The 22,355-nt window shown below is 71.7% G+C and carries 16 protein-coding genes; 6 read left to right on the top strand and 10 right to left on the bottom strand.

Translation table 11 applies throughout. From position 1 onward, the window contains the following. Together ACWDSL_RS40460 and glnA are read right to left on the bottom strand one after the other, a co-directional pair. The coding region (locus ACWDSL_RS40460; protein WP_450493039.1) for a bifunctional [glutamine synthetase] adenylyltransferase/[glutamine synthetase]-adenylyl-L-tyrosine phosphorylase at positions 1-2,178 on the bottom strand (2,178 nt) is incomplete at its 3' end. 105 nt (positions 2,179-2,283) lie between these two features. Further along, the gene (gene glnA / locus ACWDSL_RS40455) at positions 2,284-3,645 is read right to left on the bottom strand and encodes a type I glutamate--ammonia ligase (protein WP_450493038.1); all 1,362 of its coding nucleotides are present in this window, start codon (positions 3,643-3,645) and stop codon (positions 2,284-2,286) included. A gap of 451 nt (positions 3,646-4,096) precedes the next feature. Between glnA and ACWDSL_RS40450 the strand changes: the two genes are divergently transcribed. Together ACWDSL_RS40450 and ACWDSL_RS40445 are read left to right on the top strand one after the other, a co-directional pair. Beyond that, the gene (locus ACWDSL_RS40450; RefSeq protein WP_450493036.1) at positions 4,097-5,683 is read left to right on the top strand and encodes a multicopper oxidase family protein; all 1,587 of its coding nucleotides are present in this window, start codon (positions 4,097-4,099) and stop codon (positions 5,681-5,683) included. Between the two features lie 112 nt (positions 5,684-5,795). Next, on the top strand, positions 5,796-7,553 hold the full coding sequence (locus tag ACWDSL_RS40445) for an NAD+ synthase (protein ID WP_450493034.1): 1,758 nt from the start codon (positions 5,796-5,798) through the stop codon (positions 7,551-7,553). A gap of 382 nt (positions 7,554-7,935) precedes the next feature. Here the strand turns inward: ACWDSL_RS40445 and ACWDSL_RS40440 are convergent, their stop codons facing one another. From ACWDSL_RS40440 to ACWDSL_RS40430, 3 genes are all read right to left on the bottom strand, one after another. After that, positions 7,936-8,730 (bottom strand): alpha/beta fold hydrolase, encoded by a 795-nt coding sequence (locus ACWDSL_RS40440; protein WP_450493033.1) that lies wholly within the window; start codon positions 8,728-8,730, stop codon positions 7,936-7,938. 109 nt (positions 8,731-8,839) lie between these two features. Further along, the gene (locus tag ACWDSL_RS40435; protein ID WP_450493031.1) at positions 8,840-9,682 is read right to left on the bottom strand and encodes an NAD(P)H-binding protein; all 843 of its coding nucleotides are present in this window, start codon (positions 9,680-9,682) and stop codon (positions 8,840-8,842) included. A 49-nt stretch (positions 9,683-9,731) separates the two neighbouring features. Beyond that, positions 9,732-10,784 carry an MBL fold metallo-hydrolase gene (locus tag ACWDSL_RS40430; protein ID WP_450493029.1) on the bottom strand — a complete coding sequence of 351 codons (1,053 nt, stop codon included), beginning with the start codon at positions 10,782-10,784 and terminating at the stop codon, positions 9,732-9,734. A 114-nt stretch (positions 10,785-10,898) separates the two neighbouring features. Here ACWDSL_RS40430 and ACWDSL_RS40425 point away from each other — a divergent pair, with 114 nt between their 5' ends. Further along, a complete protein-coding gene (locus ACWDSL_RS40425) occupies positions 10,899-11,483 on the top strand; it encodes a TetR/AcrR family transcriptional regulator (RefSeq protein ID WP_450493027.1) in 585 nt (194 codons plus the stop codon). A 14-nt stretch (positions 11,484-11,497) separates the two neighbouring features. On the opposite strand, the gene ACWDSL_RS40420 is transcribed toward ACWDSL_RS40425, so the two are convergent. The 4 genes from ACWDSL_RS40420 to ACWDSL_RS40405 all read right to left on the bottom strand — a co-directional run bounded on the left by ACWDSL_RS40420 (position 11,498) and on the right by ACWDSL_RS40405 (position 16,449). Beyond that, positions 11,498-12,703, bottom strand: a complete 1,206-nt coding sequence (locus ACWDSL_RS40420) for an MFS transporter (protein WP_450493025.1) — start codon at positions 12,701-12,703, stop codon at positions 11,498-11,500. A 165-nt stretch (positions 12,704-12,868) separates the two neighbouring features. Then, on the bottom strand, positions 12,869-13,891 hold the full coding sequence (locus ACWDSL_RS40415; RefSeq protein WP_450493024.1) for an endonuclease/exonuclease/phosphatase family protein: 1,023 nt from the start codon (positions 13,889-13,891) through the stop codon (positions 12,869-12,871). 228 nt (positions 13,892-14,119) lie between these two features. Further along, positions 14,120-14,827, bottom strand: coding sequence for a TetR/AcrR family transcriptional regulator (locus tag ACWDSL_RS40410; protein WP_450493023.1), 708 nt, complete (start codon positions 14,825-14,827; stop codon positions 14,120-14,122). After that, positions 14,824-16,449, bottom strand: a complete 1,626-nt coding sequence (locus ACWDSL_RS40405; RefSeq protein ID WP_450493022.1) for an MFS transporter — start codon at positions 16,447-16,449, stop codon at positions 14,824-14,826. The genes ACWDSL_RS40410 and ACWDSL_RS40405 overlap by 4 nt, the downstream gene beginning before the upstream one ends. A gap of 221 nt (positions 16,450-16,670) precedes the next feature. Here ACWDSL_RS40405 and panB point away from each other — a divergent pair, with 221 nt between their 5' ends. The 3 genes from panB (at position 16,671) to ACWDSL_RS40390 (ending at position 19,496) form a co-directional block, all read left to right on the top strand. After that, on the top strand, positions 16,671-17,561 hold the full coding sequence (gene panB / locus ACWDSL_RS40400) for a 3-methyl-2-oxobutanoate hydroxymethyltransferase (protein WP_450493021.1): 891 nt from the start codon (positions 16,671-16,673) through the stop codon (positions 17,559-17,561). Positions 17,562-17,658: 97 nt separating this feature from the next. Then, complete coding sequence (locus tag ACWDSL_RS40395; protein ID WP_450493020.1) at positions 17,659-18,672, top strand: ATP-binding cassette domain-containing protein; 1,014 nt, start codon at positions 17,659-17,661, stop codon at positions 18,670-18,672. Further along, the gene (locus ACWDSL_RS40390; RefSeq protein WP_450493019.1) at positions 18,669-19,496 is read left to right on the top strand and encodes an ABC transporter permease; all 828 of its coding nucleotides are present in this window, start codon (positions 18,669-18,671) and stop codon (positions 19,494-19,496) included. Before ACWDSL_RS40395 ends, ACWDSL_RS40390 begins: the two co-directional genes overlap by 4 nt. Before the next feature lie 74 nt (positions 19,497-19,570). Here the strand turns inward: ACWDSL_RS40390 and ACWDSL_RS40385 are convergent, their stop codons facing one another. Beyond that, on the bottom strand, positions 19,571-22,348 hold the full coding sequence (locus tag ACWDSL_RS40385; RefSeq protein WP_450493041.1) for an ATP-binding protein: 2,778 nt from the start codon (positions 22,346-22,348) through the stop codon (positions 19,571-19,573). Between the last annotated feature and the right edge of the window lie 7 nt (positions 22,349-22,355).

Below are 22,355 nucleotides of genomic sequence, written 5' to 3'. Positions count from 1 at the left end.
CCTGCCGCACCAGTTCACTGACGCTGGTGGGGGGTCGGCGCCCACCGCTCCCGCACCGCCGGGCGGCGGCAGGCTCACGGACGGCTGTACGGCACCGTTCGCCTGGCGCGCGCTCTCGATGATGTCGGCGGCCGCGGTACGGAACAGCTCCCGCCGCCGCACCCCGCGCGCCGCCGCGACCGCTGCCTCCGCGCCCTCGGCGCGGCCGACCGCCGCCAGCGTCTCCTGCTCCAGGTGGGGCCGGCCGCGCGGCCGCAGCCCCTCCGGGTCGCCGAGCAGGGCGACCGCCTCGGGGGCGCGCAGCAGCAGATCGGGGGCGAGCCGCCCGGCGGACAGCACCCGCGCCAGATTCTCCGCGGCGGCGCCCTCGTCGCGCAGCAGCCGCAGATACCAGGGCGTCTTGCCCAGGGCGTCGGAGACCTTCCGGAAGCCCAACAGCCCGGCGTCCGGATCGGCGGAGTCGGCGAACCAGCCCAACAGCACGGGCAGTAGCGTACGCTGAATCGCCGCTTTACGTGTCACACCGGACGCCAACGCCTCCAAATGTCGTAGCGCGGCGGCCGGATCGGCGTAGCCGAGCGCTTCCAGGCGCTGGCCCGCGGCCGCGGAGCTGAGCCGGGTCTCGCCGGGCTCCAGTTGGGCGACCGCGTCCAGCAGCGGCCGGTAGAACAGCTTCTCGTGCAGCCGCCGGACCTCGCGCGCGTGGCGCCGCCACGCCGTGCCCAGCTCGGCGACCGGCTCCGTACGGAAGCCCAGCGAGCGGCCCAGGCGCCGCAGATCGGCCTCGTCCTCGGGCACCAGATGGGTGCGGCGCAGCCGGTACAGCTGGATGCGGTGCTCCATGGAGCGCAGAAAGCGGTACGCGGCGTCCAGCGCGGCCGCGTCGGAACGCCCCACATAGCCGCCCGCGGCCAGCGCCGCCAGCGCGTCGAGCGTGGTGCCGCTGCGCAGCGTCTCATCGGACCGGCCGTGCACCAACTGCAGCAGCTGGACGGCGAATTCGACGTCGCGCAGGCCACCGGGGCCGAGCTTGAGCTCGCGCTCTATCTCGGCGACGGGGATGTTCTCTACGACCCGGCGGCGCATCTGCTGTACGTCGGGGACGAAGTTCTCGCGCTCGACGGCCTGCCACACCATGGGCGCGAGGGCGTCCACGTACGCCTGGCCGAGCTCCGCGTCGCCCGCGACCGGCCGGGCCTTGAGCAGCGCCTGGAACTCCCAGGTCTTGGCCCACCGCTGGTAGTACGCCAGATGGCTGGACAGGGTGCGCACCAGCGGCCCGTTGCGGCCCTCGGGGCGGAGGTTCGCGTCGACCGGCCAGATGCTGCCCTCGACGGTGGCCTCGGAGCAGATCCGCATCAGCCGGGAGGCGAGCCGGGTCGCGGCCTGCACCGCCTTGCCCTCCTCGGCCCCGTCGGCTCCCTCGTTGGCCTCGGCTACGAAGATGACGTCCACATCGGAGACGTAGTTGAGCTCCTGGCCACCGCATTTACCCATGCCGATCACCGCGAGCCGGCACGCCGCGGCGTCCTCGGGCTGCTCCTCGGCGGCGATCTCCAGCGCGGCGCGCAGCGTGGCGGTCGCCAGATCGGCCAGCTCGGCGGCCGCCTGGGCCACGTCGGTGGTGCCGCACACATCGCGGGCGGCGATGGCCAGCAGCGCCCGCCGGTAGGCGATGCGCAGCGCGTCGGGCCGGGGCCGCCCCGCCCCGTCCGGGCCCCAGATGCCCTCGGCCAGCGCCCGCTCGAACTCGGGGGTGGTCGGATGCAGATCCGCCGACTCGTACATCACCAGGGCCTGCCAGTCCCCCGGGTGCCGGGCCAGATGGTCGCCCAGCGCCTCGGACGCGCCGAGCACCCCGAGCAGCCGGTCGCGCAGCGGCTTGGCGGTGACGAGCGTGTCCAGCAGCGCCTGCCGCGAGCCACTGTCCGAAGCGGCCGCGGCGGCTCCCCCAGATCCCGCCGCGCCGTCCGGCAGCGCCTCGACGAGCCGTACGAGCCCGCGCAGCGCCAGGTCGGGGTCCGCGGACGCGCCCAGCGCCTCCAGCAGCACCGAATCGCTCCGTACGCCGGACAGCTCGGGCGAGTCCAGCAGCCGCTGGGCGGCGGAGGCGTCGGTGAAGCCGTGCCGCAGCAGCCGGGTGAAGTTACTGCTTCTGCGTCCCTGCGGTACGGACATGCCGCCGCCTCCCGTGCCTCTCGAGTGCCGCCGCCCATGGCCCCGCGCCACCGGTGACCAGGGCGGGCCCGATGACGAGCCTAGGCCCACGGGCACAGCCCGCGCCTACAGCACAGGCAGGTTCTTGCGCAGCTCGAAGGGGGTGACCTCGGAGCGGTACTCCTCCCACTCCTGCTTCTTGTTGCGCAGGAAGAAGTCGAAGACGTGCTCCCCGAGCGTTTCGGCGATCAGCTCGCTGCGCTCCATCAGGTAGATGGCCTCGCCCAGGTTCTGCGGCAGCGGTTCGATGCCCAGGGAGCGCCGCTCCGCGTCGGACAGCGCCCATACGTCGTCGTCGGCGCCGGCCGGGAGCTCGTAGCCCTCCTCGATGCCCTTGAGGCCCGCGGCGAGCAGCACGGCGTAGGCGAGGTAGGGGTTGGCGCCGGTGTCGAGGGAGCGGACCTCGACGCGGGTGGAGCCGGTCTTGCCGGGCTTGTAGAGGGGCACGCGGACCAGCGCGGAGCGGTTGTTGTGGCCCCAGCAGATGTACGAGGGGGCCTCGCCGCCGGCGCCCGCGGTGCGCTGTGAGCCGCCCCAGATGCGCTTGTAGGAGTTGACCCACTGGTTGGTGACGGCGGAGATCTCCCCGGCGTGGCGCAGCAGGCCCGCGATGAAGGAGCGGCCGACCTTGGAGAGCTGGAACTCGGCGCCGGACTCGTAGAACGCGTTCCGATCGCCCTCGAAGAGGGAGAGGTGGGTGTGCATACCGGAGCCGGGGTACTCGGAGAACGGCTTGGGCATGAACGTGGCCTGTACGCCCTGCTCCAGCGCCACCTGCTTCATCACCAGCCGGAACGTCATGATGTTGTCGGCGGTGGACAGCGCGTCGGCGTAGCGCAGGTCGATCTCCTGCTGGCCGGGGGCGCCCTCGTGGTGGGAGAACTCGACCGAGATGCCCATCGACTCGAGCATGGTGATGGCCTGGCGGCGGAAGTCCATGCCGATGTTCTGCGGGGTGTGGTCGAAGTAGCCGGAGGAGTCGGCGGGCTCCGGGCGGCTGCCGTCCACGGGCTTCTTGCTGAGCAGGAAGAACTCGATCTCGGGGTGGGTGTAGAAGGTGAACCCGAGGTCGGAGGTCCTGGCCAGGATCCGCTTGAGCACAAAGCGGGGGTCGGCGAACGACGGGGAGCCGTCCGGCATCAGGATGTCGCAGAACATCCGGGCGGTGCCGGGGGCCTCGGCGCGCCAGGGCAGGATCTGGAAGGTGCCGGGGTCCGGCTTGGCGATCATGTCGGACTCGTAGACCCGGGCGAAGCCCTCGATCGCGGAGCCGTCGAAGCCGATGCCTTCGTCGAAGGCGCCTTCGAGCTCGGCGGGCGCGACGGCGACGGACTTGAGGAAGCCGAGCACGTCGGTGAACCACAGCCGCACGAACCGGATGTCGCGCTCTTCGAGGGTGCGGAGCACGAACTCCTGCTGCTTATCCATGGTCCCCTATCCTTGCAGGTCAGACGGCACTTGGGGTACGTGTGGGGCACCTGTGGACCCCAGTATCACCCGGCGGGGTTTCGGAGAGGTTTCCGACCACTCCCCCGGCATCCCCGCCACGATGTGTGCATCGTACTTTCATCCGGCCCCGGACGGCCCCGAGCACTTCGCACACGGGCCCGCCACCAGGGTTTCGATACCCCTTGGGGGTAAGGTGTGGCCAACGTCGGCACACGCCGACACCGATCGTAGGGGCCGTGGCCGACCGGAGCGACCGGGGGAAGCGGAGGAAGGCGATGCGCGGACAGCGAACTCCAGGGCCCGGGCCCTGTGCCGCGCCGCTGCTGGGCATATAGGAGCGCGTCCGCCCACCCCGCACCCCCGCGCGGGCGAGGCGTACGCGCCGCCCCACCACGCAGCTCACACACATCGGCCATTGGGGTGCCCACTCATGCACGCATTCACTCGCCGCGCCGTGCTCGGTGCGGGAATCGCCGTCGCGGGCGGCAGCGGACCGCTCACTTCCTGCTCCGCCCCGTCCTCCGCGTCCGACGACTCACACGGCTCGCGGGCCGGCTCCGGTAACGCCGCCGCGGAGCCCGCCCCACCCCAAGACGGGGGGTATGTCTCCCCTCACGGCGAGGAGGTCGCCGCCGCCCATCGGGAGCGGGGGCCGGTACGGGAGATCCGGCTGACCGCCACCACCACCTCGCTCGACCTCGGCGCCCGTACGGTCAGGACCTGGGCGTACGACGACGAGCTGCCCGCCCGGCCGATCCGGGTCACCGCGGGCGACACCCTCGCGGTCCGGGTCGCCAACCATCTGCCGCACTCCACCACCCTGCACTGGCACGGCATCTCCCTGCGCAACGACATGGACGGCGTCCCCGGGGTGACCCAGCCGCCGATCAAGGCCGGGGCCTCCTTCGACTACCGCTTCACGGTGCCGGACCCGGGCACGTACTGGTTCCATCCGCACTCCGGCGTCCAGCTGGACCGGGGGCTGTACGCGCCGCTGATCGTCGACGACCCCAGGGAGCCGCTGGAGTACGACGAGGAGTGGATCGTCGTGCTCGACGACTGGGTCGACGGGGTGGACGGCAGCACCCCGGACGAGGTGCTGGACGAGCTCGGCGGCGGCATGGCCGGCATGCACGGAATGGATGACACGGGCTCCGGCGACGGCCCCCGCCCGCCCCGCACCGGCCCGTCCCGGATCCTCAGGGGCGCCAGGAGCCGGCTGCTGGACGGCGACCCGGGCAATGTGGCGTATCCGTACTACCTGGTCAACGGCCGCACCCCGGACGACCCCCGGACCTTCCGCGCCAAGCCCGGCGACCGCGTCCGCATCCGGATCATCAACGCGGGTGGCGACACCGCCTTCCGCGTCGCGCTCGGCGGCCACGCCATGACGGTCACCCACACCGACGGCTTCCCGGTCGAGCACACCACCACCGACGCGCTGCTGCTGGGCATGGCCGAGCGCTACGACGTGGTGGTCACCGCCCAGGACGGGGTCTTCCCGCTGATCGCGCTCGCCGAGGGCAAGGGGCATGCGGCGATGGCCCTGCTGCGCACCAGCGAGGGCGCCAGTGCGCCACGGCCGTCCGTACGCCCCAAGGAGCTGGACGGCAGGTTGATCACCGCGGACGAGCTGCGCGCCGCGGAGGACGTACGGCTGCGGCCCCGCGACCCCGACCGGACGATCCGCATGCGGATCACCGGGTCCATGAAGAAGTTCGACTGGGCGATCAACGGCAAGCCGTACGACCCGTCGCAGCGCTATCCGGTGCGCGCGGGCGAGCGGGTCCGGCTGTCCTTCATCAACGGCACCGACATGTGGCACCCGATGCATCTGCACGGCCACACCTTCCAGCTGCCGGACGGCGGCCCGCGCAAGGACACGACGATCCTGCTGCCGCACCACAAGGTGAACGTCGACTTCGACGCGGAGAACCCGGGGCTGTGGATGGTCCACTGCCACAACGTCTACCACTCGGAGTCCGGGCTGATGACGATCATCGGCTACCGGAAGTAGCGGGACCCTGCCGGCCCGGTCTCCGTCGTCGTCATACGAGCCGACGGAGACCGGGCCGACGTGACAAAGGAGACAGGGCCATCGCGTCAAAGAGACGATTAGACTGGGCGCCGTGCCTCAACTTCGTCTCGCTCTGAACCAGATCGACTCGACCGTCGGCGACCTCGACGGCAACACCGAGTCGATAGTCCACTGGACCCGGCACTCCGCCGAGCAGGGCGCCCACCTGGTGGCGTTCCCCGAGATGGCGCTGACCGGCTACCCCGTCGAGGACCTGGCCCTGCGCTCCTCCTTCGTCGAGGCGTCCCGCGCCGCGCTGCGCGCGCTCGCCGCCCGGCTGGAGGCCGAGGGCTTCGGCGAGCTGCCCGTCGTCGTCGGCTACCTCGACCGCAGCGAGCGCGCCCAGCCGCGGTTCGGCCAGCCCGCCGGGGCCCCGCAGAACGCCGCGGCCGTGCTGCACCGCGGCGAGGTGATCCTCACCTTCGCCAAGCACCACCTGCCGAACTACGGCGTCTTCGACGAGTTCCGCTACTTCGTCCCGGGCCAGACGCTGCCCATGATCCGCGTGCACGGCGTCGATGTCGCCCTCGCCATCTGCGAAGACCTGTGGCAGGACGGCGGCCGGGTGCCCGCCGCCCGCTCCGCCGGGGCCGGGCTGCTGCTGTCGATCAACGCCTCGCCGTACGAGCGCGACAAGGACGACACCCGCCTGGAGCTGGTCCGCAAGCGCGCCCAGGAGGCGGGCTGCACCACCGCGTACCTCGCCATGATCGGCGGCCAGGACGAGCTGGTCTTCGACGGCGACTCGATCGTCGTCGACCGCGACGGCGAAGTGATCGCCCGCGCCCCGCAGTTCGCCGAGGGCTGTGTGCTGCTCGACCTCGACCTGCCCGCCGCCGACCCCGGCACCGTGCCACAGGGCATCGTGGACGACGGGCTGCGCATCGAACACCTCACGCTCTCCGCTGACCCCCTCCCGGCGTACGAGCCCGAGCTGGCCGGCGGCACCGCCGAGCGCCTCGGCGACGACGAGGAGATCTACACCGCGCTCGTCGTGGGCTTGCGCGCGTATGTGGCGAAGAACGGTTTCCGCAGCGTGCTGATCGGCCTGTCCGGCGGCATCGACTCCGCGCTCGTCGCGGCCATCGCATGCGACGCGGTCGGCGCGCAGAACGTGTACGGCGTCGCCATGCCGTCCCGCTACTCCTCCGAGCACTCCATCGCCGACGCCGCCGAGCTCGCCCGGCGCACGGGGCTGAACTTCCGTACGGTCCCGATCGCCCCGATGTTCGACGCCTATATGGAGTCGCTGCACCTCACCGGCCTGGCCGAGGAGAACCTGCAGTCGCGGCTGCGCGGCACGATGCTGATGGCCATCTCCAACCAGGAGGGCCACATCGTGCTGGCCCCGGGCAACAAGTCCGAGCTGGCCTGCGGCTATTCGACCCTGTACGGGGATTCGGTCGGCGCGTACGGCCCCATCAAGGACGTCTACAAGACGTCCATCTTCCGCCTGGCGAAATGGCGCAACCAGGCCGCGGAAGAGCGCGGCCAGACCCCGCCCATCCCGGAGAACTCCATCACCAAGCCCCCGAGCGCCGAACTCCGCCCGGGCCAGGTCGACACCGACTCCCTCCCCGACTACGACGTGCTCGACCAGATCCTGGAGCTGTACGTCGACCGGGACCAGGGCCGGGCGGAGATCGTCGCGGCGGGCTTCGACGACGAGCTGGTCACGCGGATTCTGCGGCTGGTCGACACCGCGGAGTACAAGCGCCGCCAGTACCCGCCGGGCACCAAGATCTCCGCCAAGGGCTTCGGCAAGGACCGCCGCCTCCCGATCACGAACCGCTGGCGCGAACACGGCTGAGGTGGGTGGGGGCACCCCACCCGCCCGTCGTGGCTTGGGGGCTCCGCCCCAGCCCCCGGCGCCGGCGCCGCCGCCGCGGGGTTGCCGCCGTGGGGTTGCGGGGTTGCCGCCGCCCGCTCGCCTGCGCGGCGGGGCGACGCGGTCAAGCCCCCGGCGCACAGTCCAGCCGCGCGCGGGGCCGGGGCTCCGCTCCAGCCCCGGCGCCTTCCGGGCCCGCCCACGCGCCGGCGCCGCGCATCGGTGCGGGCCCGGGGCCCGGCGCTGCCGGGCCGCACATCGACCGCGGCACATCGACCGCGGCACAAGGGCCGAGGGCCAGGGCCGGAACCTGGACCTCCGGCCCCGCTCGGCGGAGCCGCCGCGGCGGAGCCGACCACCGCGCCTAGCGGGTCACCCTCGCGTCCAGGAACTTCCTGATCAGGCTCAGCCACTCCCCCGGCGCCTCCAGGAACGGCAGGTGGCCGGACTGGATTTCGGCGAACTCCGCGTCGGCGATGCCGTCCGCGACCTGCCGGTGGTGGTACGGCGTCGCCATCCCGTCAAGGACGGTGGAGATCACCAGGGTCGGCACCCGGACCCGGCCCAAGTCCTCGCGTACGTCCACGCTCCCGACGAGCTCGACCTGCTCGACCGCCCCGGGCGGCACGGACGCGCCGGTCCCGGCCACCGCCTCCGCGAGCTGGTCCGGGGTCATCCGGTCCGCGTACGGCGTTCCGGCGGCGGTCAGCAGCGCCCAGCGGGCCGTCGCCTCGGAGTCACCGGACCTGAGGTGGCGGAGCCAGTCCCCGACCAGTAGGCGCATCCGGGCGTTCGGGTGGGCGAAGGTGGCCGTCAGCACCAGGGCGGTCACCCGCTCGGGGTGTCGGGTCGCGGCGCGCAGGGCGACGGGGCCGCCGAGGGAGTAGCCGGCGATCGCGAAGGTCTCAAGGCCCTCCTCGACGGCGGTGGCGACGACGTCGTCGGCGAGTCGGTCGAGGTCCAGCGGGCCCTCGGCGCGTGGGGTGCGGCCCGAGCCGGGGTAGTCGGGGCCGACTACCTTGTACCGTTCGGCCAGCCCGTCCAGGATCGGGCCGTAGTTCCCGTCGATGCTGCCGGTGCCGCCGTGGGCGAGGAGCAGCCCGGGGCCGGTGCCGCGCACGATGCGGCCGAGGCGTCCAAGGGGTGACGTGGCGGTCATGACGATGTTCCTTCCACTGGACGGTCGATGTGCTGGATCCGGCCCCGTGAGGGGCGGGAAGACATCGAACTCATGGCCGCGACGCTAAAGTCTCACATCGATGTCAGAGTCAAGCCGGAGCGGCAAACTCACCGACGTGCGCACGGGCCCACTGCTCGAAGGTGCGCGGCTCACGCCCGGTGACGTCCCGGACCGTCGGGTACGTGGACGACTCGTCGAGGGTTCCGTCGACGAAGAAGCCGAAGAAGGCGTCGACGTACTCGGCGGGCATGGTCCGGCTCATGTCCTCCCGCGCCTCCGCGTCTGTCAGGCCGTGGGACTGCAGGTCGCGTCCGAGCACCTTGGCGAGCACGGCGACCTGGTCGGCGGGCAGCAGGGACTCCGGGCCGGTCAGCTCGTGGATACGGCCGTCGTGGTCGTCGGTCAGCAGCGCCGGCACCGCGACGGCCGCGATGTCGTACGGGTCGATGGCGGCGGTCCGTACGCCGGGGAACGGCACGCGCACCTCGTCGCCGACCGCGAGCTGCGGTAGCCAGCGCAAGGCATTGGACATGAAGGACCGGGGCCGCAGGAAGGTCCAGGACAGCCCGGACTCGCGCACCGCACGCTCGGAGAGGGTCATATAGCGGGACACCGCGTTGTCGAGGTCGGCGAGCGCGGCCGAGCCGCCGGACAGCAGCACCACCCGCTTCACTCCGGCCTGCCGGGCCTGCGCCAGCAACTCCGGCATGTCCTGATACCCGGGCAGCAGGAAGATCCCACTGACCCCCGCCAGCGCGTCGGCCAGGCTCTGTGGCCGGTTCAGGTCACCCGCCACGGGCTCGACCCCGGGCGGGAGCAGCCCGGCGGCCGACGGATTCCGGGTCAGCGCGCGCACCTGCTCGCCGGCCTCGGCCAGCGCACCGACCAGTTCCGATCCCACATTCCCTGTCGCACCTGTCACCAAGATCATTTCACTTCTCCCTGTCGGCGAATGGACGGAACAACCACCGAACAGCCACTCAGTTCGCACGTTCCCGGCAGGCTTCGGGCAGCCGGTCGCCGTCCTCCCCGCGCAGCTCCCTGGCCACGGCGTCGACGTTGACCGCATGCAGATCGGGGAGGGTGGCAACAGGCTGGAAGCCCGGATAGGAGCTCTTCAGTTCGGCGATGGCCGAGTTCTTCTCCTCGCGGGTCACCTTCTCGCCGCCGGGCGACTCGGCGGCGACGGTGGGCCGAACCAGGTGGCGGATGTGCAGCAGGTAGTCGCGCTGCTGACCGATCAACTCGGCCGGCGCACCAGGTGCTCCGTGGCCGGGATAGAGGGTGCGGGCGTCGGGGAACTTGTCCTCGAGCCGGTCGAGATCGGTGAGCCAGCCGCAGGTGTTGCCCTCGATCAGCGCGGGCGTGGCCTTGCTGTTGACCAGGTCGCCGGCGAAGAGCGCGCCGGAGCGGGGCTCGTAGTAGGCGGTGGTCGTCACCGATTCGCCGGGGCCGAACTCGGCGGTCTCCAGCCGGACACCGCCGGCGTCGAGGGCGGCACCGGGCCGGATCAGGTGGTCCGGCAGGGTCAGCTTCTTGGCGTAGTCGGAGCCGGGGAGCTTTCGGGTGAGCTTGTAGAAGCCCAGTGGGTCGTCGCGCATGAAGTCCCTGCTCGCTTCGGAGGCATAGATCCCGGCCTGCGGATACGCGTCATGGAGGACTCCCGCTCCGCCGACGTGGTCGGGGTGGGGATGGGTGATGAGAACGGCGGCGACGGGCTTGGCGGTGCCCTGGAGGGCTTTGAGCGCGCCGCGCGCATCGGTGAGCGAGCGCTGGGTGTCCACGACGATCAGCCCTTCGGGCGCCGGGAACCAGTAGGTGTTCACCGAGCCCGGATTGGCGGAGGAGATCCGCTCCACCCGAAGCGGCTTGGCGCTGTTCAGGGTCCCGCCCGCGGGCTTCTCGGGGTCCTTGCCGTCACCGTCGCCGGAACAGCCAGTGGCGGCCATCACGAGCGCACACAGCAGGGCCAGCCCGGATAACAGCAGGCGTCGCGTTCGGGTGCGGGATGGCCGTGCGGAGGCGTGAGGCATGGTGCCACTCCTGTCGAACCCAAATATATGTAGTGGAACGTTCCCTAACATTGGCGCGGCCTATAGCCTAGAGCCGCGATCATCAAAGAGGCAAGGAACCAAAGGGGAACTTCGATGCGACGCTCGGCGGCGGAAACGCGCGAGCATGTACTGACGGTCGCCCACGACCTGTTCTACTGGCACGGCGTCCGCGCCGTCGGTATCGACCGGGTCGCCCGCGAGGCGGGCGTCGCCCCCACCACGCTCTACCGGCTCTTCGCCTCCAAGGACGACCTGGTCGCCGCGTACGTCGAGCACAACGGGCACGGCTACCAGCAGTGGTTCACCGAGGCGACCCGGGCCGACGGCCGCCATCCGCGCGAGCGGATCCTGGCGCTGTTCGACGCGCTCATCAGCCAGGTGCAGCCCCAGCAGTGCCGAGGCTGCCCCTTCCTGATGACGCTCGCCGAGTTCCCCGACGGCGAACTGCCGGCCCACCGCAACGCCGTTGCCGTCAAGCGTTGGGTCCGCGACCGTTTCCGTGAACTCACCGACGCCCTGGCGGCCGTATCCCCGATCGCCGACCCCCCGGCGCTCGCCGACCAGCTCACCGTCACCCTGGAAGGCGTCTACGCCTCAGTCCAGGCCCACCGCGCGGACTGGCCGGCCCGGCAGGCCCGCGCCATGGCCGAACTGCTCCTGGACGCACACCGGGCGTGACGTCGGCCGACCGGTCAGCCCACTTCGGTGAGGCGCGGCACCGACTCGCTGCTCGCCACCACCCGCGACGTCCCACTCGTACCGCGGTCGAGCACCCCCGCCGTGACCGCGACGGCCAGGCCGACGACCGCGAGCGCCGCGCCGACCAGGGTCGGCGAGGTCCAGCCCCAGCCGGCCGCGATCGCGACGCCGCCGAGCCAGGCGCCGCCCGCGTTGGCGAGGTTGAAGGCGGAGTGGTTGGAGGCGGAGGCGAGGGTCGGGGCGTGCCGGGCCTTGTTCATGACCAGCATCTGCAGCGGGGTCGTGGTCATGAAGCCGACCGCGCCCAGCACCACGACCGTGACCATGGCCGCCCACTTGATATGCACGGTGAAGTCGAACAGCACCAGCACCGCCGCGAGCGCCGCCAGCGATCCGTAGAGCGTGGGCCGCAGGGCCCGGTCGGTGAGCGGGCCGGCGAGCAGCGCGCCCAGGGTCATGCCGATACCGAAGAGAGCCAGCACCACCGTGACGGAGGACTCGGCCAGGCCGGTGACCTCGGTCATCATCGAGGCGAGGTAGCTGTAGACCGCGAAGACGCCGGCGAAGCCGAAGACCGCGGTGAGCAGCCCGAGTACGACCTGGCGGTCGCGCAGCGCGCCCAGTTCGTGGCGGAGGCCGGCCTGATGGTCCATGGAGATCTGGGGAATGAGCCGGGCCAGCGCGGCCATGGCGACGACGCCGATCGCGGCGACCACGAGGAAGGTGGCGCGCCAGCCGAGGTGCTGGCCGAGCAGCGTGGCCACGGGGACGCCGACGACGTTGGCGACGGTGAGGCCGAGGAACATCGTGGCGACCGCGCGGGCCCGCCGCTCCTCCGCCACCAGCCGCGCCGCGACCACCGCGCCGACGCCGAAGAACGCGCCGTGCGGCAGCCCGGCGAGCACTCGTCCGGCCATCAGCAGCCCGAAGGAGGGGGCCAGGGCGGAGGCGAGGTTGCCCACCGTGAAGAGCGCCATAAGAAGGATGAGCATCCGCTTGCGCGGGATACGGGAGCCGAGGGCGGTCAGGAGCGGGGCGCCCACCACGACACCGATGGCGTAGGCGGAGACGAGGTACCCGGCGGTCGGCACGGAGGTGCCCAGATCGTCCGCGACGTTGGGCAGCAGGCCCATCATCACAAACTCGGTAGTACCTATGCCGAAGGCGCTCACAGCGAGTGCGAGCAGGGCCAGGGGCATGAGAGACCTTTCAAACGAAGGAGAAAAGGGACGTGACGCGTATGTTCTCTGCCGGAACAAAGTCTCTCATGCGTTTTGTTCCCCAGGAGAATCCGCCAGGTGAACATGTTGTTAGATCTTGCGTACGGCGCGGTCCCCAGCGCGCTCAGAGCTTCACGGCCGCGCTCAGAGCTTGACCGACGCCGCCACCGGCAGATGGTCGCTCTCGGTCCGCGGCAGGGTCCACGCCGAGACCGGCGACACCCCGCGCACCATGATCTGGTCGATGCGCGCCATCGGGAACGACGCGGGCCAGCTGAAGCCGAAGCCGTCGCCCGCCGCGCCCTGCGCGGACCGCATCTGCGAGGTGACGGGGGCCAGCGAGCGGTCGTTCATGGTGCCGTTGAGGTCGCCCAGCAGGATCACCTTGTCGAGCGGCTCGTTGGAGATGGCCTCGCCCAGCGCGTCGGCGCTGTCGTCGCGCTGTCCTGCGGTGAAGCCCGCGTTGAACTTCACCCGGACGGATGGCAGATGCGCGACATAGAAGGCGACCCGGCCGTCCGGCGCGGCGACCGTGGTGCGCATCGCCCGCGTCCAGCCCAGCTTGATGTCCACCGGCTTGGTGCCGGAGAGCGGGTACTTGCTCCACAGCCCGACCGTGCCCTGGACCGTGTGGTAGGGGTAAGTGCCGCCCAGCGCCCGCTCGTACGTGGGCACCGCGGCGGTCTTCAGCTCCTCCAGGGCCACCACGTCCGCGCCCGAAGCGGCCACGTCCTTCGCGGTTTTGGCCGGATCGGGGTTGTCCGCGTTGACGTTGTGGGTGACGACGGTCAGATCGCCTTCGCCGCCGGACTTGTCGGCGAACATCAGCCCGCCGAAGAGGTTCAGCCATACGGAGACCGGCAGCACCAGCGAGAGCACGGCGCTGGCCGACCGGCGGACCAGCGCGAGCACCAGCAGGATCGGGATCAGCAGGCCCAGCCAGGGCAGAAAGGTCTCCAGCAGGCTGCCGAGGTTGCCCACGCGGTTGGGGATCTCGGCGTGGAAGGCCATGACCAGCGTGAGCAGCACCGCGATCGCGGCGAGGACCAGCCCCCGCCGCCAGATGCCGCGGTCACGGCGGAGCCGGTCGAGCAGGCGCCGGGCCCGGGAGCCAGTCGGCTCAGGGGCCCCGTGCTGTTCCGTCTCCTGCGTGTACGCCTGCGCCATTCGTCGTCCGTCCCTCGCTGCCTCAACTGCCGCGCCCTGGGCTAAGACCCTAGGCGATGACCAGTGCTTTCCCCGACGCTCCGGGCGAGTGCCCCAGGAGAGGGGACGTTCGCCGGGAGCGTACGGGTTCCGGCTCTGGGGGGAGGGCGGGACCACTGTGACACAACGGGCACAAACCGGCCGTAAGACGGCGGGCGCCACCAGCCGTGCGGCGGCGGGTGTCGGCCCTTAGGTCCGCACCCCCTCGAGCACCGTATCGACGATCGTCTCGGCCAGCCCCTCCGGAAGCGCCTTCCGTTCGTGAAGAATCGTGCGGGACAGCATCGGACCGGTGAACAGATCGGCGATCAGCTCGACATCGAGGTCGTCGCGGATCTCGCCGTTCGCCATCGCGCGGCGCAGCACCTCGTACATCACCTCGCGCCGGGCGGCTATCACATGGTCCTCATAGGCGCTCCACAGCTTGCGGTTGGCGTGCATCTGGGTGAGGACGGTGCGCAGCAGTGCGGAGCTGCGCTTGGCCAGGCCGCGCCGCCGCATCCGCTCCAGGATGGTGACCAGGTCGTCGCGGACCGAGACCCCGAGGGCCGGCTCGCTCGGCTCCTCCAGGGAGCGCACCACATCGATCAGCAGCGCGTCCTTGCCGGACCAGCGGCGGTAGACGGTGGCCTTGCCGACCCCCGCCTCGCGCGCGATGCCCTCGATGGACAGCTCGCCGATCGTGGCGCCCTCCTCGATCAGCCGCAGCGTGGCCTCGATGATCGCGGCGTCGACGGCGGCGCTGCGCGGCCGCCCCGGCAGCCGGGGCCCCGCGCAGTCACGCGCGGCCGTGGCCCCGTCGCGCGCGGCCGTGGCCCCGTCGCGGGCGGCCGTCGCTCCGTCCGGAGCGGCCAACGCCCCGTCCGGAGCCGCCAACGCCCCGTCGCGCGCGGTCATCGCTCCGCTCCTGCCCCCGCGCTCTCCCGCGGCCGGTCGCCGCCGGGCTCGCCTTCGGCGGCGGCCTTGCCGGGCAGGAAGGCCACCACGACCAGCGCGCCGATGAGAGCGACGGCCGCCGAGCCGAGCGCGGTGATGTGCATGGCGTGGACGAAGGCGTCGTGCGCCGGGCCGACCAGCACCTGGCCCTTGGGCCCCAGCTTCTCGGCGAGGCCGAGAGTGGCCTCGACGGACTCCCCCGCCGCGTGCCGCGCGGAGTCGGACAGCCCGGGGGCTGCCGCCAGGGTGTCCTTGATGCCGTTGCGGTAGGTGGCGGAGAGCACCGAGCCGAGCACCGCGACCCCGAGCGCGCCGCCGACCTGGCGGAAGGTGTTGTTGAGCGCCGAGCCGGAGCCGGCCTTCTGGCGCGGCAGCGTCTGCATGACCGTCAGCGTGACGGGCGGCATGATGTGGGCCATTCCCGCGCCCTGGAAGAAGAAGAGCACCTCCATCACCACGAGGGGGGTGTCCACCCCCAGCAGCGTGAACCCGGCCATGGTCCCGGCCACCAGCAGCATGCCGCCGGCGCACACCGCCCGGACCCCGAACCGCTCGACGACCAGCCGGGTGCGCGGCGCGAAGATCAGCTGGGCGACGGCGAGCGGCAGGATCAGCAGGCCGGACTCCAGCGCGCTGTAGCCACGCACGCTCTGCATGTAGAAGACCATGAAGAACGTGACGCCCATCAGGGCGAAGAAGACCAGCGCGATCGCGGCGATGGCGGCCGAGAAGGCGGGCTTGCGGAAGTACGAGACGTCGATGGCCGGGTGGTCGCTGCGCTTCTCGTACACCACGAACAGCACCAGGATCGCGAGTCCGCCGGCGATCGTGCCGAGCACCTTCGCATCGGAGAAGTCGGCGAGCTGGCCGCCCTTGATGATCCCGTACACCAGCAGCACCAGGCCCACGACCGACAGCAGCACACCGCCGGGGTCGAGCCGGCCGGGCGCCGGGTCCTTGGAGTCGGGGACCAGCAGCGACATCGCGATCAGCGCGATGATGACGACGGGCACATTGACGAAGAAGACCGAGCCCCACCAGAAGTGCTCGAGCAGCACTCCGCCGGTGATCGGGCCGATCGCGATGCCGAGGCCGACGGCCGCGGTCCAGATGCCGATGGCCTTGGGCTGCTCGTCACGTTCGAAGACGTTCACCAGGATGGCGAGGGTGGCGGGCATCACCAGCGCCGCGCCCAGGCCCATCAGCGCCCGGAAGCCGATCAGTTCGCCCGGCGTGCTGGAGTACGCGGCGAGCACCGACCCGATGCCGAAGATCACCATGCCGCTGAGCAGCACCTTTTTACGGCCCAGCCGGTCGCCGAGAAGACCGGCGGTGAACAGCAGCCCGGCGAAGACGAGGGTGTAGGAGTTGATCGCCCATTCCAGCTGGCTCTGGCCGGCGCCGAGCCCTGTCGGCTTGGGCGAGGCGATGGTCTTCATCGCCACGTTGAGTATGGAGTTGTCGAGGACGACGACCAGGACGCTGAGCATCAGCACGACCAGGATCGCCCACCGTCTGCGGTGGATCACCTCGGGGACGTCGCTCACGGCGGGGGCGCCCTGGGTGTCGGAGGGGGATGCCATATGGCCCAGGCTAGATCGCGTTCCGATACGGAACCGTCTCGTATTAGAAAGTCTTTGCGAGCCTTTACCCGCCTTTACGGTCCCGCGCATGCCGAGCCGACCTGTGCCGACTGTGTCGGCCTATAGAGGGCCCACTTTCGCCCGGCGGCACCGCGTGCCAGCATGGGGGTGGTCCGGGGACGCCGTGAGGGTGCCTCGAGATGACGAACAGGAGCGTTGCAATGACGCACGTCAGCCCTGCCGGGAAACAGCCCGACAGCAGCGGGACCGGCCCCTCCGAGGCCGGAAAGGCGCTGTACGGAGGGAAAGGGTCCCGGCGTATCACCGTCCGCGATATCGCCGCCGCCAAGGAGCGCGGCGAGAAGTGGCCCATGCTCACCGCCTATGACGCGATGACCGCCTCCGTCTTCGACGAGGCCGGCATCCCGGTCATGCTGGTCGGCGACTCGATGGGCAACTGCCACCTCGGCTACGAGTCCACCGTCCCGGTCACCCTCGACGAGATCACCATGCTGTCCGCCGCCGTCGTACGGGGCACCAAGCGCGCCCTGATCATCGGCGATCTGCCCTTCGGCTCGTTCCAGGAAGGCCCCGTGCAGGCGCTGCGCAGCGCCACCCGGCTGGTCAAGGAGGCCGGGGTGGGCGCGGTGAAGCTGGAGGGCGGCGAGCGCTCCGCCCACCAGATCGAGCTGCTGGTCCAGTCCGGCATCCCGGTCATGGCCCATGTCGGCCTCACCCCGCAGTCCGTCAACGCCTACGGCGGCTATCCGGTGCAGGGGCGCGGTGAGGAAGCCGCGCAGCAGCTGTTGCGGGACGCCAAGGCCGTACAGGACGCGGGCGCCTTCGCGGTCGTGCTGGAGACGGTCCCGGCCGAGGTGGCCGCCGAGGTCACCCGCTCGCTGCAGATCCCGACCGTGGGCATCGGCGCCGGGCCCGACTGCGACGCACAGGTCCTGGTGTGGACCGATATGGCGGGTCTGACCGGCGGCCGCGTGCCGCGGTTCGTCAAGCAGTACGCGCAGCTGCGCCAGACTCTCGGGGACGCCGCGCGCGCCTTCGCGGAGGAAGTCGTCGGCGGCGCCTACCCGGCCGCGGAGCACTCCTTCCACTAGCCACCGCGGCACGCCGACAGCCCGCCGATCTTCCCCCGTCGGCGGGCTGTCTGCTGTATGTCGGTGGGTTGTCGGTAGCGGCTGTCATCGTGGCGGTATGACGCGATACGAACACACGACCAGCGGCGGCAACGCCGTCGAAGTGCGGGGGCTGGTCAAACACTTCGGCGACACGAAGGCCGTCGACGGAGTGGACCTGACCGTGCCCGAGGGCACCGTCCTCGGCGTGCTCGGGCCGAACGGCGCGGGCAAGACCACCCTCGTCCGCTGTCTGTCCACCCTGCTGGTGCCGGACGCCGGCACCGCGGTGGTGGCCGGGTACGACGTGGTGCGCCAGCCCCGGCAGCTGCGCCGCACGATCGGGCTGACCGGGCAGTACGCCTCGGTCGACGAGAAGCTTTCCGGCTGGGAGAACCTGTACATGATCGGGCGGCTGCTCGATCTGTCCCGTAAGGACGCCCGCGCGCGGGCGGACGCCATGCTGGAGCGGTTCTCCCTCACCGACGCGGCCAAGCGGGCCGCTCGCACCTACTCCGGCGGTATGCGCCGCCGGCTGGACCTGGCCGCGTCCATGATCGGCCGGCCCTCCGTGCTCTATCTGGACGAGCCGACCACCGGTCTGGACCCGCGCACCCGTAACGAGGTGTGGGACGAGGTCAAGCGGATGGTCTCCGAGGGCTCCACGGTCCTGCTGACCACGCAGTACATGGAGGAGGCCGAGCAGCTGGCGGACGACCTGACGGTCATCGACCAGGGCAAGGTCATCGCCGAGGGCCGGGTCAACGAGCTCAAGGCCAAGGTCGGCGGCCGCACCCTGCAGATCCGCCCGACCGATCCGGAAGAGCTGCACCGCATGGTCGGCGCCATCGCCCAGGCGGGGCTCGACGGCGTCAGCGGCGCGACCGCGGATGTGGAGGAGGGCCTGGTCAATGTGCCGATCATCAGCGATGAGCAGCTGACCGCCGTGATCGGACTGCTCGGCGAGCGCGGCTTCGCGATCTCCGGGATCGACACCCATCTGCCCAGCCTGGACGAGGTGTTCCTGGCCATCACCGGTCAGAAGACGTCCATTTCTGATACGCACGACGCACTTGAGGAGGTCGCCGCGTGAGCGCCGCGACGGTGAGTTCCGCGCCCGTGAAGGCGCTGCCCGGAGAGGGCCGGATCGGGCTGCGCGCCAATCTGCGCCATATCGGCGCGCTGGTGCGGCGTAACGCGCTGCAGATCAAGCAGGACCCGGAGTCGATGTTCGACGCCCTGCTGATGCCGATCGTCTTCTCACTGCTGTTCGTGTACGTCTTCGGCGGCGCGGTGGCGCAGGGCGACCGGAGCGCCTATGTGAACTACTTCATCCCCGGGATGATGGCGATGGGCGGGCTGAACATCGCGATGTCGGTCGGCACCGGCGTCAATGACGACTTCAACAAGGGCGTCATGGACCGCTTCCGCACGATGCCCATCGCCCGCTCCTCGGTGCTGATCGCCAAGCTGATCGTGGAGACCGGCCGGATGCTGGTGTCCACGATCATCCTGCTGATCATGGGCTTCATCATGGGGTTCGACCTCAAGACCGGTCCGGCCGAGCTGCTGGCCGCGGTCGCCCTGGCCCTGTTCTTCGGCTCCTCGCTGACCTGGATATTCATGCTGCTCGGCCTGTCGTTGAAGACCCCTCAGGCCGTACAGGGACTGGGGTTCCTCGTGATCATGCCGCTGCAGTTCGGCTCGTCCATCTTCGCCCCGACCGGGACCATGCCGGGGTGGCTGCAGTCCTTCACCAAGTACAACCCGCTGTCCCAGCTCGCGGACGGGGCTCGGGCGCTGACCAGCGGTCATGGGGCGGTGGCGCATCCGGTGACCATGGTCGTGATCTGGGCGCTGGCCATCACGCTGGTCACCGCGCCGCTGGCGGTGGCGAAGTTCCGCAACAAGACCTGAACCGCGCGCACCAACCCGCAGCACCCGCCGCCTCATACGAGTGGCCTCGTAGGAGCGGCCTCGTACGAACCGCCTCATACGAGGGCGGTGGCCTCCTCCAGGGACAGGCCGCCGCCCTCGGCGTACGCCCGCTCGTACGCCGCCTCGCCCAGCCGGTCCCGCGCCGCGGCCACCGTCCGCCCGCGGTTGGTGACCTCCATGGTCGTGACGAGATAGCCGGTCGGCCGCAGCGCGTCGTACGCGCCGACCAGCCGCGCCGCGGTCTCGGCAGGCGCGGCCTCGCCCAGCGCGGCCAGCGCCCGGGCGCCGATCAGAACGTTGGCGATCTGCATCTGCGGCGCGATCATCCGGGCCAGCGGGTCGCTGCCCTTGGCCAGCGCTCCCCGCAGCCTCAACAGAGCGTCCCCGGGCCGTCCTTCGAGCAGGTCCAGCCAGCCGAACAGCCCCTCCACCAGCCCGTGGAAGAGGTCGAGCGCGCGCTGGTCGAACACCGCCAGCACATGCTCCAGGTGGTCCCGCGCCTCCTGGGTGGCCCCGCTGTTGCCGCACCGCATGGCGAGATGCAGCCGAGCGTACGCCAGCGCCTCGGCCTCCATATGCTGCCCCTGCTCCACCACCTCGCGCAGGATCCGCTCGCCGTCGGCGACCTTCGCCGCCACCCCGCTCTCGACCATCACCCCGGCCAGCCGGGCCCGCAGCAGCGACACCTGCGACAGCGCGCCAAGCTGCTCGGCACAGCCGATCGCCGCGCGGTAGTCGGCGGCGGCCGCCTCGCTCTCGCCGCGCTGCTCCAGCAGCTCGCCGCGGCCGGACAGGGCCTCGGCCACGCCCCACACATCCCCGAGCCGGGTGAAGATCTCCAGGCTCTCGTCGGCGGCCTGCCGCGCCTCGTCGGTGTCCTCCACCCGGTCGCCCAGGATCTTGGCGCGCAGCTGCAGGATCAGGGCGGTCTCCCATTCGTAGCCGAGCTCCCGGCAGCTGCGCACCCCCTCGTCGACGATCTCCCGCAGCAGCGTGAATTCGCCCGTGAGCAGCACGGCGTAGAACCACATGAAGCCCGGTACGCGGCAGTTCTGCGGCAGCCCCGGACGGTACGCGGAGATGATCCCCTCCAGCTCGCGCCGCGCCTCCTCGCTGCCCAACTTCCGCATATCGCCCTCGATATTGGCCAGCCCGATCAGCCGCACCCCGCGCCGCGCCTCCTCGAGCAGATCGGGCGGCATGGGCGGCGGCCGGTCCGTGGAGGCCGCAAGCAGCGGGGGCGCCGGGGCGACGGGCGGCGCGAAGGGGTTGGGGCCGAGCGCCGCGGCGGCGGCCGACCAGTGGCGCGCATCGCCGCGGTGGCCGCGCAGCTGCCAGAACCAGCCGAGCGACAACACCAGGCACAGCGCCTCCTGCTCGTCGCGCGCGGCGACGGCGCGGCGCAGCGCGGCCCGCAGATTGTCGTGCTCCGTCGCCAGCCGGTCGAGCCATACGCGCTGCTCCCGGCCGCGCAGCAGGGGGTCGGCGGTGCGGGCCAGCTCGCGGTAGGCGATCAGGTGCCGCCGCTCCACCGCCGGGCGCTCCTCGGCCTGTTCGAGCCGCTCGGCGGCGTACTCGGCGACGGTCTCCAGCAGCCGGTAGCGCATTCCGCCCGCCGCGTCGGGGGCGGCGACGACCAGGGACTTGTCGACGAGGGAGCCGAGCAGGGCGGTGACGTCGAGGGGGTCGACCGCACCGGCCCTCTCCACTTCGTCGCCGGCGTCGCCCGCGTCTCCGCATACGGCCTCGGCGGCGGCCAGGTCGCAGCCGCCCGCGAAGACCGACAGCCGGCGCAGCACGGTGCGCTCCCGCCCGTCGAGCAGGTCCCAGGACCAGTCGACGACCGCGCGCAGCGTCTGCTGGCGGGGCAGCACGGTCCGGCTGCCGCTGGTCAGCAGGCGGAAGCGGTCGTCGAGCCGGTCGGCGAGCTGACGCGGGGTGAGCGACCGCAGCCGCGCCGCGGCCAGCTCGATGGCCAGCGGCAGACCGTCGAGCCGGTGGCAGATCTCGGCGCAGGCCGCCGGGTCGTCGTCCACCCGGAAGCCGGGCCGGGCCGCCGCGCCCCGGTCCTGGAGCAGCCGCAGCGCGACGGGGTCCGGCAGCGGATCCACGGGGCGCACCAGCTCGCCCGGGACGGCCAGCGGTTCCCGGCTGGTGGCCAGGAGGGTGACGCCGGGGCAGCGGGTGAGCAGGGTCTCGGCGAGCCGGGCCGCGGCGTCGACGAGGTGTTCGCAGTTGTCGAGCACGATCAGCATGCGGCGCGGCGCGCAGTGCTCCACGAGCCGCGCGAGCGGGTCGAACGTGGTGGGGTCGGTCGCGGCCCGCAGCCCTTCCGCGGCGGTGCTGCGGATGACGGTCTGACGCGCCCCGAGCGCGGTGAGCACCGTCTCGGGCACGGTCCCCGGGTCGTTCACGGGCGCCAGCTCGGCCAGCCAGACGCCGTCCGGCCAGGCGTCCACCACCGATTCGGCGGCCTCCTGCGACAGCCGTGTCTTCCCGGCCCCGCCGGGCCCGAGGAGGGTGATGAGCCGGTGCTGCCCGGCCAGGTCGGCGCGCAGCACGCCGAGATCCGTCTCACGGCCGACGAAGCTGGTGAGCCGGGCCCGCAGATTGCCGCCCCGCACCCCGGGCCACGCACCCGGCGGCCGGTGCGGTGCGCCGCCGGCGCCCGGGTCCGGCGCGGCCCCCGGCGCGGCGAGTGCGGCAGATGCCGGGGATACGGCAGATACGGCGGGCGCACCGGGCGCTGAGGGCCCACCCGGCACGGCAGGCCCACCGGGCACCGCGAGCGCGCCGGGCACCGCGGACACCGCAGGCGCGCCGGGCACCATGGGCGCC

Source organism: Streptomyces sp. NPDC000941, from assembly GCF_053599555.1.
This window is presented reverse-complemented; position numbering and strand designations above follow the sequence as displayed.

Excerpts from the sequence above, each read along its gene's own strand:
- glnA (WP_450493038.1), bottom strand. The coding sequence starts at position 3,645 with ATGGATAAGCAGCAGGAGTTCGTGCTCCGCACCCTCGAAGAGCGCGAC.
- ACWDSL_RS40450 (WP_450493036.1), top strand. The coding sequence starts at position 4,097 with ATGCACGCATTCACTCGCCGCGCCGTGCTCGGTGCGGGAATCGCCGTC.
- ACWDSL_RS40440 (WP_450493033.1), bottom strand. The coding sequence starts at position 8,730 with ATGACCGCCACGTCACCCCTTGGACGCCTCGGCCGCATCGTGCGCGGC.
- ACWDSL_RS40435 (WP_450493031.1), bottom strand. The coding sequence starts at position 9,682 with ATGATCTTGGTGACAGGTGCGACAGGGAATGTGGGATCGGAACTGGTC.
- ACWDSL_RS40430 (WP_450493029.1), bottom strand. The coding sequence starts at position 10,784 with ATGCCTCACGCCTCCGCACGGCCATCCCGCACCCGAACGCGACGCCTG.
- ACWDSL_RS40425 (WP_450493027.1), top strand. The coding sequence starts at position 10,899 with ATGCGACGCTCGGCGGCGGAAACGCGCGAGCATGTACTGACGGTCGCC.
- ACWDSL_RS40420 (WP_450493025.1), bottom strand. The coding sequence starts at position 12,703 with ATGCCCCTGGCCCTGCTCGCACTCGCTGTGAGCGCCTTCGGCATAGGT.
- ACWDSL_RS40415 (WP_450493024.1), bottom strand. The coding sequence starts at position 13,891 with ATGGCGCAGGCGTACACGCAGGAGACGGAACAGCACGGGGCCCCTGAG.
- ACWDSL_RS40410 (WP_450493023.1), bottom strand. The coding sequence starts at position 14,827 with ATGACCGCGCGCGACGGGGCGTTGGCGGCTCCGGACGGGGCGTTGGCC.
- ACWDSL_RS40405 (WP_450493022.1), bottom strand. The coding sequence starts at position 16,449 with ATGGCATCCCCCTCCGACACCCAGGGCGCCCCCGCCGTGAGCGACGTC.
- panB (WP_450493021.1), top strand. The coding sequence starts at position 16,671 with ATGACGCACGTCAGCCCTGCCGGGAAACAGCCCGACAGCAGCGGGACC.
- ACWDSL_RS40395 (WP_450493020.1), top strand. The coding sequence starts at position 17,659 with ATGACGCGATACGAACACACGACCAGCGGCGGCAACGCCGTCGAAGTG.
- ACWDSL_RS40385 (WP_450493041.1), bottom strand. The coding sequence starts at position 22,348 with ATGGTGCCCGGCGCGCCTGCGGTGTCCGCGGTGCCCGGCGCGCTCGCG.